Here is an 18,415-nt window from a genome sequence, read left to right on the forward strand (position 1 = left end):
AATAGACGCTCAACGCCAGCGTGAGAAAGAAAACCACGTTTCCGGCTTTTGTCCGTCCAAAGTAATTCAGCGCCATAACGGCTGTAAGTAACGCAAATAAAAGCGCGATCATGGCTCGGTCCTCCCCTCCCGTGCAACGATTGCAATGGTGGTGATACTGTCAGGCCCGCTGCCATCTGGCAAGTTTTGGGATCGTCCGTTCGCCTTAAGTGCGAGCGAACCCTAGCGGCACACCACCAATTGGGTCTGCCATTCGCGGCAGCGCGCAGCCAGTTCGGATGTGACGGGTGCGTCTGTATAGAACGTATCGATTTCGGACAATGACGTGATGCGGGCCGGGGCCGACCGCTGGAATTTCGAGTGGTCGGCAACAAGGCTGGTATGCCGCGCCTGCGCGATGATTGTCTGGCTGACGTTCACTTCCTGAAAATCGAAATCCAGCAGATCGCCTTCGCTATCCAACGCAGAACACCCTATGACCGCGTAGTCAAACTTGAACTGGCGAATGGTCGAGACGGTCAGATTTCCGATCAGGCCTCCATCGGAGCGGCGCAGAACACCACCAGCGACCACGATCTCGCATTCAGGGTTTTCGACCAGAATGTTGGCCACGTTCATATTGTTGGTCACGACCATCAGGTTCTTGTGGGTCAGAAGTTGCCGCGCTACGGCCTCGGTCGAGGTGCCGATATTCATGAACACCGATGCTCCGTCGGGTATGTCGGCGGCACACCGTTTGGCAATGCGTGTCTTGGCTTCGTCGTTCAATCCGCGGCGGTCTTCGTAACCGATATTCGAAACGCCCGACCTCAGAACCGCGCCGCCGTGAACGCGGTCCAGCATCCCGGCATCGGACAGTTCCGACAGGTCCCGACGAATGGTCTGGACGGTGACATTGAACTGCTCGGCCAGATCCTCGACCGCGACACGTCCGTTTTGCTTGGCAAGGCTCAGGATGTCGGATTGGCGAAAGGACAGGGACATATTCGGCTCCGCGGGTGTGGCTCTGTTCGTTTTTGTTCTTTTTGGGCATCTAGCGCAAGCCTGATGTTTTCTTGACTGGGTTCCGAAGGAGAAAGAAGCGAACGAAGATCAAGCTGCACGAGATGCGACAAAGCGAATAAAAACGAAAATCAAAATTGACTAAACGAGTGTCGGTCGCGTTAATGCGCGCGACCCTATTGCAAATGGAATCATCAGACATGGAACAGTCGGACACTCAGATCACCGATCTTTTCATCATCGGTGGCGGCATCAATGGCTGTGGCATCGCGCGCGACGCCGCAGGGCGCGGGTTGAGCGTCACGCTCGCCGAGATGAACGATCTGGCCTCGGCCACTTCGTCTGCTTCGACCAAGCTGTTTCACGGAGGGCTGCGCTATCTGGAGTATTTCGAGTTCCGTCTGGTCCGCGAGGCCCTGATCGAACGTGAAACGCTTTTGCGTGCCATGCCGCATATCAGTTGGCCGATGCGGTTCGTTCTGCCGTATCACCCGGACATGCGGTTTGACTCTGAAACGCCCACGTCGCGGTTGTTGGGGACGGTCATGCCGTGGATGAAGGGGCGGCGGCCTACCTGGCTGATCCGTTTGGGGCTGTTCATGTATGACAACCTGGGCGGCCGCAAGATCCTGCCGGGAACAAGTTCATTGAACCTGCGCACGACGCCCGAGGGTGCGCCGCTGCAGGACAAGTTCGAAACCGCGTATGAGTATTCCGATTGCTGGGTCGAGGATTCAAGGCTGGTGATCTTGAACGCACGCGATGCAGAGGCACGCGGCGCGCGGATCTTGGTGGGCACCAAGGTTCTGTCGGCCGAACGCAGCGAAGATGTTTGGCAGATCACCGTGCAGGATTGCGAAAGCGGTGAAACCCGTGAACTGCGCGCGCGGATGCTGATCAATGCGGGCGGGCCGTGGGTTGGAGACATCATTCGGACCAAGATCCGTTCGAACTCACGTGAGGGCGTGCGGCTGGTGCGCGGCAGCCATATTGTGACGCCGCGTCTCTACGACCATGACAAGTGTTACTTCTTCCAAGGTGAGGACGGGCGCATCATCTTCGCCATTCCCTATGAGCAGGACTTCACTCTGATCGGGACCACTGATCAGGACCACCCCGATCCGTCCGAGCCGCCCGTCTGCACCGAGGCCGAGCAGGATTATCTGTGTGCCTTCGCGTCCAAATACTTCAAGAAGCCGGTCTCGCGTGACGACATTGTCTGGACCTACTCCGGCGTGCGCCCGCTGTATGATGATGGCGCCCAAAGCGCCACGGCAGCTACGCGGGACTACACATTGAAAGTGGACGCCGAGGGCGGCGCGCCGGTCCTCAACGTGTTTGGTGGCAAGATCACAACCTATCGCCGCCTTGCCGAAAGCGCGATGGAGAAGGTGGCCGAGCACTTCCCAGACCTCTCTGGCCCTTGGACTGCGGGAGTTGCTCTGCCGGGCGGGGATTTCCCGGTCGACGGGGTCGAGGCACTGGTTGCCGGATTGAAGGCCAACTACGGATTCCTCACCGACAAATGGGCGCACCGTCTGGTACATGCGTACGGCACCGAAGCACGCATCATCCTCGGGAACGCGGTCCAGGCCGATGATCTGGGCGTCGATTTTGGCGCGACCCTGACCGAGCGTGAGCTCGAATGGCTGATGGACAAGGAATATGCCCGTACAGCGCAGGATGTGATCTGGCGTCGAAACAAACTGGGACTGCGCCTGAAACCCGAGGAGGTTGAGCAGATCGAGGCCTGGATGCAGAAGCGTCGTCGGCAATAACTGAAAACCGCTCAGTAACCCACCAAAGAAAAACGCCCCGCGGATGTCGCGGGGCGTTTCTTTTTTCTGTCGGTCAGGCCGCCTTTTCAGAAGGATCGGGATCCTTGTTCGTGCCCTTGATCCACTCTCGCATGCTCTGCATCACCGCATAGAGGACCGGCACCAGGATCACCCCGAACAGTGTCGCGGCGAGCATCCCGCCAAATACGGCCACACCAATCGCCTTCTGGCTGGCGGCACCAGCACCGCTGGCTGCCAGCAGGGGCACAACGCCCAGCAGGAAGGACAGCGCGGTCATCATGACAGCCCGGAAACGCTGATGCGCGGCCTCGGCGGCAGCGTCCTTGACAGACAGCCCCTTGGCTCGCTGCTCCATCGCGAATTCCACGATCAGGATACCGTTCTTTGACGCAAGCCCCACCAGCATGATCATCCCGATCTGCGTGTACAGGTTGATGTCACTGCCCACGATCGCCACCGCCGCAACCGCGCCGAACAGGGCCACGATCACCGACAGCAGGATCGAGACCGGCATCGTCCAGCTTTCGTATTGTCCGACCAGGAACAAATACCCGAATAGGATCGCCAGCCCCAGGATCACCACGACCAGCCCGCCGGATGCCAGCTGTTGTTGGGCGGTTCCGGTCCATTCAAAGGCATATCCCGGGGGCAGGGCGGTCGCCGACTCTTCTGTCATCACGGTGATTGCGTCACCGGTCGACAGACCTTCTGCCGGAACCGCCGTCACCGTCGCGGAACGGAACAGGTTGTGGCGTTTCAACAGAACCGGGCCAAGCACGTTTTCGACGTCGATGAGCGTTCCCAGCGGGACCATCTCACCGGTGTTCGAGCGGACGTACAGGTTCGAGATGTCCTCGACATTGTCACGATACGACCCTTCGGCTTGGATCATCACGCGATAGACGCGGCCGAACAGATTGAAGTCGTTCACATAGTACGAGCCAAGCTGAGCCTGCATGGTCTGGAAGATTTCGGCGACCGATACGTTCAGAGTTTTTGCCTTTTCCCGATCCAGATCCACGAACAGCTGCGGGACGTTGGCCCGGAAAGTCGTGTAGGCTTGGCCGATTTCAGGCCGCTGGTTGGCCGCGTAGACAAAGGATCCCACGGCCGAGGCCAGATCCTGCGGCGAGCCGCCTCCGGTTTGCTGAACCTCCATTTCGACGCCCGCCGACATGCCAAGACCTTGGATCGGCGGCGGGTTGAATGCGACGATCGAGGCGGCGGATTCGCCGTTGGCGATGGCCAGTACCTTCTGCAGGATGGCGTCCGCCGTCAGATCCTCGTCTTGCCGTTCGTCCCAGTTGTCGAGGTTGACGAACACTGCCGCACCGTTGGTGATGGTTCCGTTCAGCAGTGAGAAACCGTTGATCAGAACGGTATTCGCCACGCCCGGGATCTCGCGGATCTGGTCATCCACGCGTTTGGATACCGCCTCGGTTCTCTCCAGTGTGGCCGCGTCGGGCAATTGGATGTCCACGAAAAGATAGCCGTTGTCTTCAAGCGGCAGGAACCCGCTGGAGGTGTTCGACATGATAGTCACGCCGCCAAAGGCAAAGCCCGCGATGATCCCGAGCGAGACCACGGGGACGATCAGCAGCTTGCGCACGATGGACACATAACCTGCGCGCATCGTCCCGATGAATTTCTCGAACACCGCCAGCAGACCCTTGGGCGGGCCTGAACGCGCCTGAAGGACCAAACCGCACAGCGCTGGCGACAAGGTCAGCGCATTGATGGACGAGATGACGACGGCGGTCGAGATCGTAACCGCGAACTGTGAATACAGCCGCCCCGAGATACCGGGCATGAAGGTCACGGGGACGAAGACGGCCAGCAGAACCAGAGTTGTCGCAATGACGGGGCCAGTAATCTGCCCCATGGCCTTGCGGGTCGCCTCAGCCGGCGGCAGGCCTTCCTCGGCGATGATCCGTTCCACGTTCTCGACGACCACAATCGCGTCGTCAACCACGATCCCGATGGCCAGCACGAGTGCAAAAAGCGAGATTGTGTTCAGCGACATCCCGAACAGCAGCAGGAACGCAAATGTCCCGATCAATGAGACCGGAATCGCCACGGCCGGAATGATGGTCGCCCGCCAACTGCCCAAGAAGATGAACACGACCGAGATCACCAGAATGAAGGTCAGGATCAGCGTCGACACCACGTCGTTCAGCGACTGTTCGACGAAGTCCGTAGTATTGAACGGAACCGCATACTCCACATCGGTCGGGAAGGACCGTGAAAGACGCTCCAGTTCGGCTTCGACGCGGTCGGACACGGCAAGCGCGTTGGCGCCCGGCGCTTGGTAGATGCCGATTACCGTCGCCGGAACGGCCTGAAAATAGCCTGATGCGGCATAATATTCCGCCCCCAGTTCGACGCGCGCAATGTCACGGACCCGCACGATCGAGCCGGCGTCGCCGGTCCGAATGACGATATCGCCAAACTCCTTGGCCGATGTCAGGCGGCCTTTGGTCTTGATCGTGTACTGAAAGGTCTGGCCTTCAGGCACCGGCGGGGCGCCGATCGAGCCAGCGGAAACCTCGATGTTCTGTTCGCGAATGGCCGAGATCACGTCACCCGGCGTGATGGAAAGGGCGGCCATCTTGTCGGGATCCATCCAGATCCGCATCGCGTATTCCAGGTTGGTCAGAACGTCGGCCTTGCCCACGCCCTGCACCCGTGCCAGCGCATCCTTGAGGTTGATCGACGCGTAGTTCGACAGGAACACGCTGTCATAGGTGCCGTTGGGCGAGGTCAGGGTGACCAGCAACAGCATGTTGGTCGACGCTTTCTGCGTCACCACCCCCGACGAGGTAACTTCGGTCGGCAGCGAGGACATGGCCTGCGCCACACGGTTCTGCACATTGACCGATGCGATGTCGGGGTCGGTGCCCACCTCGAACGTGATGTTCAGCGAATACGAGCCGTTGTCCGAGGATGTGGACGTCATGTAGATCATGTCATCCACGCCGTTGACCTGCGCTTCGATCGGCGCGGCAACCGTGTTTTCAACGGTTTCGGCGTTAGCGCCAGTGTACGTCGTCGTGACGCTGACCACCGGCGGGGTAATGTCCGGGAATTGGGCAACCGGCAGGACCATGTAGCCGATCGCCCCCATGATTGTCAGCACAAGCGAGATCACAAGTGCCAGCTTGGGCCGGCTGATGAACAGGGCGGAAAACATCAGTTATTCTCCCGGCTGTTCAGAGGCGACAACGGCGTCAACGGCAACACCCGGGCGCACCCTTTGCAGCCCTTCCACGATGACGCTTTCGCCCTCGCGCAGACCTTCCTTGACGATCACGGCAGAACCGACCGTGTCGCCGGTCGTGATGTAGCGCTGTTCGACCATCTGCTTGTCGTTGACGACCAGCACAAACTCTCCGCGTTGATCTCGCTGCAGGGCAGCTTGAGGGATCAGCACTTCAAGCGTGGGTTCAAGCGCTTCGATGTGAACGTTCAGAAAGGCGCCATCCACGATCAGACGTTTGTCGTTTGCAAACTCGGCGCGCAGGGTGATCGCGCCGGTCAACGGGTCGATCCGGTTGTCCACGAACACGATCTTGCCGGTTTCTTCCAGCTCGGTACCATTGGGCAGCGTAAGCCGGACAACCGGGCTCTTGTTGCTTTCAGCAAGGGTGGAGGCGGTCTCACCAACGGTCTGAAGAACGGAGGTGAACTGCTTTTCATTCAACGAGAAATTCACGTAGATCGGCGCTTCGCTGATCAGGTTGACCAGCGGTTCCGTGTTGGGGCCGACCACGTCGCCGACGCTGGTGCTGATCCGACCGATCCGGCCGGAAAACGGCGCGTGGATCTGCGTGTAGTCCAGGTCAAGCTGCGCCTGTTGAATGGCTGCGTTGGCCGCTTTGACTTCGGCTTCGGCAACCAGCTCGTTCGCGCGGGCAATGTCGCGCTCGGATTCCGGCGTTGCGTCGCGCCTGTACAGTTCTTCCTTGCGGGCCAGGTCGACCTTGGCCAGTTCCAGATTGGCTTCGGCCCGATCAAGATCCGCTTTTCGGGCGTCCAGCGTGGCCTGGTACAGGTCGGGCTCAATGGTAAACAGCAGATCACCCTCGTTGACCAAAGAGCCTTCTTCGACATTCCGGCTTTCCAGGAAGCCGCTGACTCGTGCGATGATGTCCACGTTGTCCGTGGCTTCGGCCCGCCCGATAAAAACAGCCTCCTCGGTGATTTCCTGTGTATATGCGGCCGCAATCGAAACCTTGGGCGGCGGTGCATCCGACTGATCCTGGGCAAATGCGACCGGTGTAAACGCAAGGCATGCCAGCAGTGTCGCGCAAAGGCCGAGACGCGAGAGCGTTCGATTGCTGGTCGTGTGGGTAAGCGTCTTTTCAACGGTCATTGCGAGTGCCTCATTCAAACCGGGATTTGGGTCGAGCCGGACCGTTCCTGAAGCCCGAGTCGACTAAACTCCAAGTCAGGATGGAGGCATTGTTGAAAATTCTCAAGTATTTGAATTTTAAACGCTCGAACCCTGTCCGGGGATGTCTCGGCCGTCGAACCAATTTCGTCCGACGATTTCATCGGATCGGTCGGGTCAGTTGGCTGAAAAAAAGGGGGCCGCCGGCCCCCTTGCTGTATTCAGCTCCGCACTCCGGCAAAGTGTGTTTGCCAATCTTCGCGCTGTTCGTCGGTGATCTTGGCGAACAGAACGTCCGGCACCGTGAATGCGTGTCCGGCGGGCAGGGCGTTCAGCGCGGCCTCCACGTCCTCGGGCCAGCTGGTATCGAGCGTGTTCATCGCGCTCAGCATTCTGGCCGAAGTTTCAGGGATGAACGGCGCGCTGAGTACTGCATAAAGCCGGATCAGGTTCAGGCCCAGCCGCACCTGCGCGGCGGCCTGTTCCGGGTCTTCTTTGAAGGTGGACCAAGGCGCAGCGGCCTGCAGGTATTCGTTGCCCGCAACCCAGATCGCACGCAGTTCCTGCGCCGATTTGCGGACCTCCATCGCCTCCATGTGCGCCTCGTAGGCGCGAATGCGCTTGGTCAGTTCCTCGATCAGCGCCTGTTCGCGTTCACCGTATTCGCCACCGGACGGAACCTCTTCACCGAATTTCGAGCGGCAGAACTTGGTGATCCGGCTGACGAAATTGCCCAACACGTCCGCCAGGTCCTTGTTGACCGATTGCTGGAAGTTCTCCCAGGTGAATTCGCTGTCGCTGCTTTCGGGCGCGTGGCTCAGCAGCCACCAGCGCCAGTAGTCGGCAGGCAGGATGTCCAGCGCCTGGTCCATGAAGACGCCGCGGCCCTGGCTGGTCGAGAACTGGCCGCCGTCATAGTTGAGGTAGTTGAACGACTTGATGTAATCGACCAGCTTCCACGGCTCGCCCGAGCCGAGGATGGTGGCCGGGAAGGACAGGGTGTGGAACGGCACGTTGTCTTTGCCCATGAACTGCACGTAACGCACGTCGTCGGCGCCCTTGTCGGTGCGCCACCAGCGTTCCCACTCGGTATCGGGCTTGCCGTGGGCGTCGGCCCATTCCTTGGCGCAGGCGATGTATTCGACCGGCGCGTCGAACCAGACGTAGAAGACCTTGCCCTCCATGCCGGGCCAGTCCTCGTCGCCCTTCTTGACCGGGATGCCCCAGTCCAGGTCACGGGTGATGCCGCGGTCCTGCAGGCCGTCGCCGTCATGCAGCCATTTCTTGGCGATCGAGGTGGTCAGCACCGGCCAGTCGGTCTTGCTGTCGATCCAGGCGTCCAGCTGATCCTTCATCGCCGACTGGCGCAGATACAGGTGCTTGGTCTCGCGCACCTCAAGGTCGGTCGAGCCGGAAATCGCGCTGCGCGGGTCGATCAGGTCGGTCGGATCCAGCTGCTTGGTGCAGTTTTCGCACTGGTCGCCGCGCGCCTTTTCGTAGCCGCAGTTGGGGCAGGTGCCCTCGATATAGCGGTCGGGCAGGAACCGGCCGTCGGCGTTGGAATAGACCTGATTTTCAGTCACTTCGCGGATCAGTCCGGCCTCGGCCAGCTTGCCGGCGAAATGCTGGGTCAGCTTGTGGTTCTGCGGGCTGGACGAGCGGCCGAAATGATCGAAGCTCAGGCCAAAACGCTTGGCGATGTCGGCCTGCACCTCGTGCATCTCGGCGCAGTATTCGGCCACCGGTTTGCCCGCCTTGGCCGCGGCCAGTTCAGCCGGGGTGCCGTGTTCGTCGGTGGCGCACAGGAACATGACCTCGTTGCCGCGGCCGCGCTGGTAGCGCGCGAACAGATCCGCCGGCAGCTGCGAGCCGATCAGGTTGCCAAGGTGCTTGATTCCGTTGATGTAGGGAATTGCCGAGGTAATGAGAATCCGAGCCATGTTTGGTTTCCGCCTAACTGTCTGCGCGCGCTCTATCAAACCGGATCGGGAAATCCCAGCCCCAGAATGCTATCGCCCTTCGCGCGAGCGTTTCAGCAGGCGGCCGATGGTGAAGGACGTGCGCGGCGCGTAGACGTAGTTGGTGCGTTCTTCGGGCGTCGGGCGCGAGCGCATCCGGGCCAGTCCAAAGACGATCAGGACTGCGTGGCCCAATGCCACGAAGGCAAATAGCGCGCCGGGGCCGAATTGCTCGATCAGCGTCGAGGAAACATAGGGCGAGGCGATAGCCCCCAGCGCATACCAGAACATCAGCGCCGCCGACAGTTCCACCCGCTGCTCGGTGGTGGCGAAGTCGTTGGCATGGGCAGAAGAGATCGAGAAGATCGGAAAGGTCGTTATGCCGAACAATCCGGCGGCCAGCATGACGCCGACGGTGCCCGTGCCGCTGGCGGCCATGGTGATGCTGCAACTGACAACGGCGGCAATCGACATCCAGATCAGCACCCAGCGGCGGTCGTACTTGTCGGCCAGCCACCCGACCGGATACTGCGCCAGCGCGCCGCCCAGTACAAAGGCGGCCAGAAAGAATGCGATCTGATCGACGCCCAGCCCAACCTCTTGTCCGTAGACGGGACCAACCATCCGAAACGAAGCAGAGCTGATGGCCGAGACGATCACTCCAGCCACCGCCAAGGGCGAGCAATGCCAGGCCAGCTTGGGCCGCAAACGCGGTGCGTCCGGGGTTTCGGGCTGGCTGGCGCGCGTCAGGGTCAGCGGCAGCAACGAGGCACAGCACAGGATGGCCAGCAGGTTGTAAGAGACATATGAGGCAGGTGGCAGAACGGCGATGATCAACTGCGCGCTGAGAGAGGCTCCCATATCGGCCAACCGATATGTGCCCATGGCGCGGCCGCGGGTTTCGTTGGTGACTTTGGCGTTCAGCCAGGCCTCGATAACCGTATAACAACCCGCCACGCAGGTGCCCGAGGCAATGCGCAGCGCGGCCCATGCATAGGGGTTTTCGGTCAGCGTGTGGCCAATCAGACCCATCGCGCCCAGAGCCGTGCAGACCGCAAAGGCGCGCGAGTGCCCGATGGATCCCATCAACCTTGGCGCCCACCAGCATCCCGCGAAAAAGCCCAAGAAGTGAGCCGAGCCCAAAAGGCCGATCTGTTCGGTCGAAAACCCCAGCGTCAGGCCGGATATCGCGTCCAGCGGACCCACGCCGCCCGTGGAAAGCTGCAATAGAATGACCGAAAGAAAAAGGGCGGCGAATGAGATGATGGTACGCATGGGTCCAGTAGATGTCCGAATGGCGCATGACGATGCGCGCGGCTATTCGACTTTGTGGTGTCGTTTTCCGCCAGTTTCAGGGTTTTCTGCGAATTTCGGTTCGTATGTTCAATCCCACAGTTTCGTCGACCAGGTCCGCATAGCCGGTGGCGTCGAAATCGTTCCGGTTCAACGCGCCGGTCAAATGGATGAACAGCCGGTCCAGATCGTCCTTTGCGGAACCCGGCGGGCGATAAAGCGCGGCATCGAGAGTGATCGGACGAGTCACGTCGCGCACCGTCAAATCGCCGGTGACGGTCGCTCCGTCGGAAATGCGTCCGCCGGGGCCAAGGCTGACGGCCGTCGAGACGAAGTGGATAGATGGAAACCGCGCGGCATCCAACACGGATCGGCTTAGCATCGGGCCGCGTGCAAACGGCAGTTTCGTGCGTGCCTCGGCGACGTTCAGGACGACGTCGACCATGCTGTTGCGCAGGTTTTTCGTGTCCACTAGAACATCAGCGGTCTGGATCGGCATGGTGCCGGTCTGGGCCGAGCCAGCCAGACCGAATGTGAATTCGATCAATGTCCCTTGTGTTTCAAGTATATACGGAACCGGGGCGGCCACGGCGTGCCGCACCAAGGGCAGCGATGCCAGCCCCGCCAGTACCAGAGTTCGGCGGGTCAGGCGGCTCATGCCGGAACCCGCCCCTGGCGCGGCCGCGAGCGCATCAGCAGTGTCGCAATAATGGCGATGTTCAGCCCATTCCACAGGATCCCGTTCACGAAGGCCAGTTCATACTGCCCGGTCACGTCATAGATCCAGCCGGACATCCAGCCACCCAGCGCCATGCCCATGATCGTCATCATCATCACGAAACCGACCCGTGCCCCGGCTTCTTGCGGGGGCATGTATTCGCGGACGACCAGCGCATAGCTGGGCACGATGCCGCCCTGCGCCAGTCCGAACAACAGGCTGATGACATAGAGCGACACCATCCCGTCATAAGGCAGGAACAGGAACAGGGCGATGCATTGCAGGATCGACCCGATCAGCAACGTGTGAACGCCGCCCAACTTGTCTGCCACCAGCCCCGAGATGATCCGGCTGACGACACCGCCCATCAGCATGAGCGACAGCATCTCGGCCCCGACCGCCGGGCCATAACCCAGCCCCACGCAGTACGAGACGATGTGGACCTGCGGCATCGACATTGCGACGCAGCAGCCAATTCCGGCGAGGCCCAGAACATATTGCAGGGTCCGCGGCGACAGGCCGACGCTGCGCGCGTTGATCTGCGCGGCGGCTGCGGCGGTGCCATGCGCCTCGGCCGGGACCTGCCGGCGCAGCAGCAGCGACAGCGGGATGACAACGATCAGGGTGATGACCGCCAATGTCAGATAGACCTGCTGCCACCCGTCGCGGGCGAGGATACCGGACAGGAGCGTGGGCCAGATCGCGCCGGACAGATAGTTTCCGCTGGCCACCAGCGCCACGGCGATCCCGCGTCGGCGCAGGAACCAGTGCGAGATGTCGGCGATCAGCGGGCCGAACCCGACGGCGGTGCCCAGGCCCAGCAGCAGATGCGCCACCGACAGCATCGTGATCGTCGGCGCCCATGTCGCCAGCAGATAGCTGAGCGCGCTGAGGCCTGCGGCACCGATCAGCGCCTTGGTCACGCCCAGCCGGTCCACCACCTGACCCAGCCACATGTTGCCAAGCGCAAATCCGATCATGGCCAGCGTGTAGGGCATCGAGGCCTCGGCCCGGCTGGCGCCGAACTGGGTCTCGATCGCGGGCATCACCACGATCACCGCCCACATGCCCACATTGGCCACCGCCGCAATGGCCAGCGTGACCAGAAGGCGAAGCCAGGAATAGCGGCTGTCGTGGATCGGATGGGTCATTTCGGCACGCTAGGGGGCGGGATGCAGTTTGACCAGTCACAACTTGCGTGATCCGGGGCCGGTCGGTCAGGCGCAGGTTTCCTCGACGCCGATCCGTTGCAGGTGCAGCCCGGTGCGCGGCGCGGTCTGGGTGGCGTGCCAGCTGACCGGGGGCAGGGCGCGGGCGCGGCGGCGGGTCAGGGTCCAGCGGCGGGTCTGGCCCGTGTGCGCCGGGGCCATGTGCCAGCGCGTCTCGATGCCCTGCGCGCCGCCGTCGCCCGGGGTCAGCAGCAGCCCCAGCGGGGCCTGACCCATCGTGCCCCCCTGTTCGGCGGCCAGATGCATCCGGCGCACCGGCGTCAGACCCGGTGCCCCCGGCAGATCGCCGACCACCAGCGGCACCGCCCCGCTGCGCAGCGCCTCTTCGATGCACCACAGCAGGTCCTCGGCCCGGGTGGGGCGGACGAACAGGAAACGGGCGGGATCGGCAAAGGGCATCATGCCGTCGGGGTTCAGCTGATCGGCCTCCCACGCGGGCGAGATCCACAGAACCGGCCCCTGCGCCTGACCGGCCAGCCACATGGCAAAGCTGCGCCGCGCGGGGCCGCAGGCCTCGTGCACGCGGGCCAGTTGCAGCGAAATCTCATCATGCAGGGTCAGCCCCGGCGCCGCGCGCGCCGGTTTGCGGCCAAGAAGATGCGTGGACATGGCCGAATGCTAGCATGTTCGCACTTTGTTCTCAATCCCGAAAGCCGCCATTCAGCGCGACAGGATCATCCGGCCGTCAGAAAACTGGATGTTGGAAAAACGGTGCAGGTAATCCATGCCCAGCAGGGACTGGTCCAGATCTCCTCCGTTGATCCATGCCGCAACATTTCGGTCCGTGATGGGCCCCAACGCCAGGCTGTCGAGGCGCACAGGCGCAGTCTGGACCACCCCATTTGCGGTCGAGGCACGCCCGTGAAAGGTCAGCTGACCGGTATCGAATCCGACGCGCTCCGCGTCCTGCGGGCTCAGCACGATCTGGCTGGCCCCGGTATCCACCAGGAATGTCACCGGTTTGCCATTCACCAGCATCGGCAAGTAGTAGTGCCCGTCGAACGAGCGGGGTACTTCGATCACATCTCCGGTCACGGACATCTGCGGAGATACGCCAACGGTCGAGCGGATGTCGCCCCAAAGGCCGACAACGGCAATGATCCCGATGAAGATGAAGACCCAGGCCATAGCCATCTGCAGGGTCTTCCCCAACGACTGCCGATTGTGAGTGAAGAACCACATCAGCAGTGCGGCTCCCAGCAGAACCAGATAGGCCAACCGTCCAAAATCGTTACCATCCATGCGGGCGCCCGAAACCTTCTTTCATAAGGTCAATATGGGGTTTCAGGACGCGAACCCAAAGGCCTTGAGCCCGTCAAGAATGAACTGAACCGACAGCGCGGCCAGCAACATGCCCAGAAGGCGGGTCAGCACGGTCAGGCCGGTCTTGCCCAGAATGCGCGCGATCAGGCCGCTGGACAAGAAGAACAGCAATACAACCGCCATCACGGCAAGCATCACGCCGACAGCGGCAGCGATGCCCTGAATGCCGGGGTGCTCACCGGCCAGAAGGATGATCGTTGCGATCGATCCGGGCCCGGCCACCAGCGGAATGGCCAGCGGAAAGACCGAGGGGTCAGGGTGCTCTTCTTCTTCCGCTCGGTCCTCGCGCCGCTTGTTGCGCCGCTCGAACAGCATGTCGAGCGCGGTCAGAAACAGCAATGCGCCGCCAGCGACCTTGAAAGCCTCCATCGAGATGCCGACAAAGCCGAGAACCGCCTCTCCGAAAGCGGCGAAGGCGATAAGGATGCCCGAAGCGGTCAGGCACGTGCGGTAGGCGACGCGGCGACGGGTGGCCGGGTCCATTCCTTGTGTCAGCGCGACGAAGATCGGTGCGGTGCCAAAGGGATCGATCACAACGAACAGGGTTGTGAACGCGGTTATGAAGAATGCCATTTCGATCATGCGGCGGCCTCTGCGCTTTCCAGCCGCTCGGCGGCGGCGACCCACAGCGCCTCGGCGCGGGACATGGCCTCGACCACCTCGGCGAATTTTCGGTTCCAGGTTTCCAGATCAGCGATCCGGTCATCTTCGTACAAGGCCGGGTCGGACAATTTGGCCGAGAGCTTTTCGTGCATGTCCGTCAATTTCTCCAGCCGTTCCTCGCATTTCCGCAGGTCGGCCCGTAGCGCGAGAATGGTATCGCGAGAGGCGCGTTTGGGTTTGGCGGCCGGTTTTTCCCGGGCCGGTGGTTTGTCGCGCGCCAGCAGCATCTGGCGATAGGCTTCCAGGTCGCCGTCAAAGGTTTTGACCGTGCCGTCCGAGACCAACCACAGCCGATCGGCCACCAGCCCCAGCAGGTGCATGTCGTGGCTGACCAGAACCACAGCACCGGAATAGGCAGTCAGCGCCTCGACCAGGGCCTCGCGGCTTTCGATGTCCAGATGATTGGTCGGCTCGTCGAGGATCAGCATGTGCGGCGCGTCGATCGTCGCGATCAGCAGCGACAGGCGCGCTTTCTGGCCGCCTGAAAGCCGGCCCACCTCGGTTTCGGCCTGATCCGCGCCCAACCCGAAACCGGCCAGACGCGCGCGCAGCTGGGCCGGGGTCTCGGTCGGGCGCAGGCGCCGCAGGTGATCCAGCGGTGTTTCGTCCACATACAGCTCGTCCACTTGATGCTGGGCGAAATACCCGATGCGCAGCTTGCTGCTGCGGGTCATCTTGCCAGCCATCAGGGGCAACCGGTCCGACAGCAGCTTGGAAAGTGTCGATTTTCCCTGACCGTTCTTCCCCAACAGCGCGATCCGGTCGTCCTGATCAATGCGCAGGTTCAGCCGGCGCAGCACCTCGGTGTCGCCATAGCCGGTGACGCCGCCCTCAATCTGAATGATCGGGGGCGACAGTTCCTCGGGCTCGGGGAACGAGAAGGCGCGCAAGGCGGCCTCCTGCGGGGTCGAGATCAACTGGATGCGTTCGATCATCTTCAGCCGCGATTGTGCCTGAACGGCCTTGGACGCCTTGTAGCGGAACCGGTCAACGAAGCTTTGCAGATGGGCGATGCGGGCCTTGGCCTTGGCGTTTTCGGCCTCGGCCTGAGCCAGACGTTCGGCGCGGCGTTCGGCGAACTTGTCGTAGGGCACCGCGTAATAGGTCAGCTGGCGGTCTTCCAGATGCAGGATCGAGCCGACCGCCCGGTTCAGCAGGCCCCGGTCGTGGCTGATGACGATGACCGTATGCGGATATTTCGCCAGATAGCTTTCCAGCCACAGCGCGCCTTCAAGGTCCAGATAGTTGGTCGGTTCGTCCAGAAGCAGCAGGTCGGGCTGCGAGAAAAGAACCGCCGCCAGAGCGACCCGCATCCGCCAGCCGCCCGAGAAATCGGAGCAGGGCCGCTGCTGATCGGCATCGTCAAAGCCCAGCCCCTTGAGGATCGTAGCCGCTCGGGCTTCGGCCGACCAGGCGTCGATATCGGCCAGCCGGGTCTGAATCTCGGCAATCCGGTCGGGGTCTGTGGCCTGCTGCGCCTCGGCCATCAGGGCGCTGCGCTCGGTGTCGGCGGCCAGGACCGTGTCGATCAGCGACACGTTTGACGAGGGCACCTCTTGTGACACACCGCCGATCCGCGCGCGTCGGGGCAGGGTGATGCTGCCCGATTCCAGTGCCAGCTCGCCCCGGATCAGGCGGAACAGAGTGGTCTTGCCGGTACCGTTGCGGCCGACCAGACCCACCTTGTGGCCTTCGGGAATGGTGGCGCTGGCGCCCTCGAACAGAGGGCGGCCTTCGACCGAATAGGTGATGTTCTCGATCCGTAGCATGGGCCGCTCTTAGCAGAGCGATACTGGCACCGCCAGACGCAAGCCATGTGCAAACCACATGCGCTGTGCTAGCGCTTTTGCAGATGAACGAAATTCGGATGTTGAGATGCGGGCCGCACAAACTCCACCCTCTTTGGTGACCCTTGTCCTTGCGACCGGTCTGTCCGTGCTGTCGTTGAACATGTTCCTTCCGTCCCTTGCGAACATGGCGGTCGATTTTCGGGCGGATTATGCGCTGGTGAACCTGTCGATCGCAGCCTATCTGGCCGTGTCCGCCGTACTGCAACTGATCCTTGGGCCAATGTCCGACCGGTTCGGGCGCAGGCCGGTTCTTTTGACCTGCATGGCGGTCTTTGTGGCGGCGTCACTTGGCTGTGTTCTGGCGGAGTCGATCTGGACCTTTCTGGGGTTCCGTCTGATGCAGGCCGCCGTGGTCGGGGGCTCGGTGCTGTCTGCCGCGTCGATCCGCGACCAGTTTCCGCCCAACGAGGCCGCAAGCAAGCTGGGGTATGTCGCCATGGCAATGGCTTTGGCGCCGATGCTGGGCCCGATGCTGGGTGGCACTTTGGACATGCTGTTCGGGTGGCGGGCCGGGTTCGTCTTTTACACGGTTGCAGGGGCGGCGCTGCTGACGCTGCTCTGGGCGGATATGGGCGAGACCAACCACAACCGGTCCGACACTTTTGCCGCGCAGATGCGCGAATACCCGCACCTGTTCCGTGCCCGGCGGTTCTGGGGCTACGCGTTGTGCGCGGCATTCTCGATCGGGGGGTTCTACAGTTTCATCACCGGAGCGCCCCTGGTGGCCGCCGCCTGGTTCGATCTGAGCCCCGCGACACTGGGCCTGGGGATCGGCATCATCACCGGCGGTTTCATGGTCGGCAATTTCGTGACCGGTCGGATCGCCGCGCGTACTCGGCTGACGACGATGATTCTGGCCGGGCGCATCATCGCCTCGGTCGGGCCGTTCTGCGGGCTGTTGCTGTTTTTAGGGGGGATGGGGTCGGTCTGGGTGTTTTTTGGATCAGCGATCTTTGTTGGTTTTGGAAACGGTTTGACGAACGCCAACGCGTCTGCGGGCGTCATGTCGGTTCGACCGCAACTGGCCGGCAGCGCAGCGGGCCTGTCGGGCGCTCTGATCGTCGCGCTCGGTGCGGTCATCACTTCGATCACCGGAGCTGCGGTCAGCCCCGAAAACGGCCCGTATCTGGTGCTGTCGATGATGGCAGGCAGCAGCTTTCTGGGCCTTTTGGCCGTTCTGTATGTCCGTTGGGTGGATGCACGGGACCCGCTTCCCGACGCAATCTGACGCCCAAAGGCGCGATCGCGCCATCATTCCACTTTTCACGGGCGAAATACCGTGTTAGGCGGCGCGCGATGAATTTCGCGCGGCCCAGCCCGCGCCGTCAGACCAAGGAGAGGCCCGATATGGCACTGGAACGCACTTTTTCGATCATCAAGCCCGATGCAACCCGCCGCAACCTGACCGGCAAGATCAACGCCAAGTTCGAGGAAGCCGGCCTGCGCATCGTCGCGCAGAAGCGCATCCACATGACCAAGGAACAAGCCGGCAAGTTCTACGAAGTTCATGCCGAGCGTCCGTTCTATGACGAACTGTGCGAGTTCATGTCGTCGGCACCGGTTGTCGTTCAGGTTCTGGAAGGCGAAAATGCCATTGCCAAGAACCGTGAAGTCATGGGTGCAACCAACCCCGCCGATGCGGCACCGGGCACCATCCGCGCCGAATTCGCCGAGTCCGTCGGTGAGAACTCGGTTCACGGCTCGGACGCGCCGGAAACCGCAGCGGTTGAGATCGCATATTTCTTCTCGGGCATCGAACTGGTCGGCTAAGCCGCACCACGATACCTGTCGAGATTGCCGCGTCCGATTTCGGGCGCGGTTTTTTTTGTTGGTCAGACGGATTTCAGATCGTCAGGGCCGACACGTACACCGATGGCATCCAGATCCGCGACGATCCGGGACGCCGGAGCCTGGTTCGTTGACGATTTCAAAGCATCGAACCTTGCGCGCAGGGCTTTCTTTTCTTCGCCCTTGCAATCGTTCCAGGGGCGGCCCTGCAAGCCCATGACCAACACGTAATAGCCGATGAAATGAGGCCGGGTTCCGGCCTGTATCAGCCGGGCATAAGCCGCATCGGCACCAAGTTCGCTTAGCTCTTCGGCCGAGTGGATGCCCGCACGGGCACAGGCCTGCTCGAAAGCAGGTCCAAGATTGCGGATGGAAGACACAGGTTCGGGCATGTTTCTTTCT

Annotated in this window: 15 protein-coding genes; 3 read left to right on the forward strand and 12 right to left on the reverse strand. The window is 61.7% G+C overall.

Annotation, left to right across the window (positions count from 1 at the left end):
* Positions 1-222: 222 nt before the first annotated feature.
* Entirely contained in the window at positions 223-984 is a 762-nt protein-coding gene (locus AC2FM5_RS08700; RefSeq protein ID WP_170437266.1) for a DeoR/GlpR family DNA-binding transcription regulator, read from the reverse strand.
* A 218-nt stretch (positions 985-1,202) separates the two neighbouring features.
* Here AC2FM5_RS08700 and glpD point away from each other — a divergent pair, with 218 nt between their 5' ends.
* Complete coding sequence (gene glpD / locus AC2FM5_RS08705) at positions 1,203-2,780, forward strand: glycerol-3-phosphate dehydrogenase (protein ID WP_496735062.1); 1,578 nt, start codon at positions 1,203-1,205, stop codon at positions 2,778-2,780.
* Between the two features lie 73 nt (positions 2,781-2,853).
* On the opposite strand, the gene AC2FM5_RS08710 is transcribed toward glpD, so the two are convergent.
* The 10 genes from AC2FM5_RS08710 to AC2FM5_RS08755 form a co-directional block, all read right to left on the reverse strand.
* Complete coding sequence (locus tag AC2FM5_RS08710) at positions 2,854-5,991, reverse strand: efflux RND transporter permease subunit (RefSeq protein WP_170357584.1); 3,138 nt, start codon at positions 5,989-5,991, stop codon at positions 2,854-2,856.
* Positions 5,992-5,994: 3 nt separating this feature from the next.
* Entirely contained in the window at positions 5,995-7,173 is a 1,179-nt protein-coding gene (locus AC2FM5_RS08715; RefSeq protein WP_170339557.1) for an efflux RND transporter periplasmic adaptor subunit, read from the reverse strand.
* Between the two features lie 239 nt (positions 7,174-7,412).
* The gene (metG, locus tag AC2FM5_RS08720; RefSeq protein ID WP_496735065.1) at positions 7,413-9,131 is read right to left on the reverse strand and encodes a methionine--tRNA ligase; all 1,719 of its coding nucleotides are present in this window, start codon (positions 9,129-9,131) and stop codon (positions 7,413-7,415) included.
* A gap of 69 nt (positions 9,132-9,200) precedes the next feature.
* Positions 9,201-10,424 (reverse strand): MFS transporter, encoded by a 1,224-nt coding sequence (locus AC2FM5_RS08725; protein ID WP_170363635.1) that lies wholly within the window; start codon positions 10,422-10,424, stop codon positions 9,201-9,203.
* 76 nt (positions 10,425-10,500) lie between these two features.
* A complete protein-coding gene (locus tag AC2FM5_RS08730) occupies positions 10,501-11,100 on the reverse strand; it encodes a YceI family protein (RefSeq protein ID WP_496735067.1) in 600 nt (199 codons plus the stop codon).
* Positions 11,097-12,311, reverse strand: coding sequence for an MFS transporter (locus AC2FM5_RS08735; protein ID WP_170339548.1), 1,215 nt, complete (start codon positions 12,309-12,311; stop codon positions 11,097-11,099). The genes AC2FM5_RS08730 and AC2FM5_RS08735 overlap by 4 nt, the downstream gene beginning before the upstream one ends.
* Before the next feature lie 66 nt (positions 12,312-12,377).
* The gene (locus AC2FM5_RS08740) at positions 12,378-12,998 is read right to left on the reverse strand and encodes an ImuA family protein (protein ID WP_170338986.1); all 621 of its coding nucleotides are present in this window, start codon (positions 12,996-12,998) and stop codon (positions 12,378-12,380) included.
* Between the two features lie 51 nt (positions 12,999-13,049).
* On the reverse strand, positions 13,050-13,631 hold the full coding sequence (locus AC2FM5_RS08745; protein WP_170338984.1) for a retropepsin-like aspartic protease family protein: 582 nt from the start codon (positions 13,629-13,631) through the stop codon (positions 13,050-13,052).
* 42 nt (positions 13,632-13,673) lie between these two features.
* Positions 13,674-14,294, reverse strand: a complete 621-nt coding sequence (locus AC2FM5_RS08750) for a MarC family protein (RefSeq protein WP_093961850.1) — start codon at positions 14,292-14,294, stop codon at positions 13,674-13,676.
* Complete coding sequence (locus AC2FM5_RS08755; RefSeq protein ID WP_170461937.1) at positions 14,291-16,144, reverse strand: ABC-F family ATP-binding cassette domain-containing protein; 1,854 nt, start codon at positions 16,142-16,144, stop codon at positions 14,291-14,293. The genes AC2FM5_RS08750 and AC2FM5_RS08755 overlap by 4 nt, the downstream gene beginning before the upstream one ends.
* Before the next feature lie 106 nt (positions 16,145-16,250).
* Between AC2FM5_RS08755 and AC2FM5_RS08760 the strand changes: the two genes are divergently transcribed.
* Together AC2FM5_RS08760 and ndk are read left to right on the forward strand one after the other, a co-directional pair.
* The gene (locus tag AC2FM5_RS08760; protein WP_496735072.1) at positions 16,251-17,453 is read left to right on the forward strand and encodes a multidrug effflux MFS transporter; all 1,203 of its coding nucleotides are present in this window, start codon (positions 16,251-16,253) and stop codon (positions 17,451-17,453) included.
* Between the two features lie 119 nt (positions 17,454-17,572).
* Entirely contained in the window at positions 17,573-17,995 is a 423-nt protein-coding gene (gene ndk, locus AC2FM5_RS08765) for a nucleoside-diphosphate kinase (RefSeq protein ID WP_027237357.1), read from the forward strand.
* Between the two features lie 62 nt (positions 17,996-18,057).
* Here the strand turns inward: ndk and AC2FM5_RS08770 are convergent, their stop codons facing one another.
* Entirely contained in the window at positions 18,058-18,405 is a 348-nt protein-coding gene (locus AC2FM5_RS08770) for a TfoX/Sxy family protein (RefSeq protein WP_496735077.1), read from the reverse strand.
* Between the last annotated feature and the right edge of the window lie 10 nt (positions 18,406-18,415).

The sequence above is a fragment of the Ruegeria sp. BHSA162 genome, from assembly GCF_059613385.1.

What these genes read in the sequence shown, in the direction of transcription:
- AC2FM5_RS08700 (WP_170437266.1), bottom strand. Translation starts at nt 984, where the DNA reads ATGTCCCTGTCCTTTCGCCAATCCGACATCCTGAGCCTTGCCAAGCAA.
- glpD (WP_496735062.1), top strand. Translation starts at nt 1,203, where the DNA reads ATGGAACAGTCGGACACTCAGATCACCGATCTTTTCATCATCGGTGGC.
- AC2FM5_RS08710 (WP_170357584.1), bottom strand. Translation starts at nt 5,991, where the DNA reads ATGTTTTCCGCCCTGTTCATCAGCCGGCCCAAGCTGGCACTTGTGATC.
- AC2FM5_RS08715 (WP_170339557.1), bottom strand. Translation starts at nt 7,173, where the DNA reads ATGACCGTTGAAAAGACGCTTACCCACACGACCAGCAATCGAACGCTC.
- metG (WP_496735065.1), bottom strand. Translation starts at nt 9,131, where the DNA reads ATGGCTCGGATTCTCATTACCTCGGCAATTCCCTACATCAACGGAATC.
- AC2FM5_RS08725 (WP_170363635.1), bottom strand. Translation starts at nt 10,424, where the DNA reads ATGCGTACCATCATCTCATTCGCCGCCCTTTTTCTTTCGGTCATTCTA.
- AC2FM5_RS08730 (WP_496735067.1), bottom strand. Translation starts at nt 11,100, where the DNA reads ATGAGCCGCCTGACCCGCCGAACTCTGGTACTGGCGGGGCTGGCATCG.
- AC2FM5_RS08735 (WP_170339548.1), bottom strand. Translation starts at nt 12,311, where the DNA reads ATGACCCATCCGATCCACGACAGCCGCTATTCCTGGCTTCGCCTTCTG.
- AC2FM5_RS08740 (WP_170338986.1), bottom strand. Translation starts at nt 12,998, where the DNA reads ATGTCCACGCATCTTCTTGGCCGCAAACCGGCGCGCGCGGCGCCGGGG.
- AC2FM5_RS08745 (WP_170338984.1), bottom strand. Translation starts at nt 13,631, where the DNA reads ATGGATGGTAACGATTTTGGACGGTTGGCCTATCTGGTTCTGCTGGGA.
- AC2FM5_RS08750 (WP_093961850.1), bottom strand. Translation starts at nt 14,294, where the DNA reads ATGATCGAAATGGCATTCTTCATAACCGCGTTCACAACCCTGTTCGTT.
- AC2FM5_RS08755 (WP_170461937.1), bottom strand. Translation starts at nt 16,144, where the DNA reads ATGCTACGGATCGAGAACATCACCTATTCGGTCGAAGGCCGCCCTCTG.
- AC2FM5_RS08760 (WP_496735072.1), top strand. Translation starts at nt 16,251, where the DNA reads ATGCGGGCCGCACAAACTCCACCCTCTTTGGTGACCCTTGTCCTTGCG.
- ndk (WP_027237357.1), top strand. Translation starts at nt 17,573, where the DNA reads ATGGCACTGGAACGCACTTTTTCGATCATCAAGCCCGATGCAACCCGC.
- AC2FM5_RS08770 (WP_496735077.1), bottom strand. Translation starts at nt 18,405, where the DNA reads ATGCCCGAACCTGTGTCTTCCATCCGCAATCTTGGACCTGCTTTCGAG.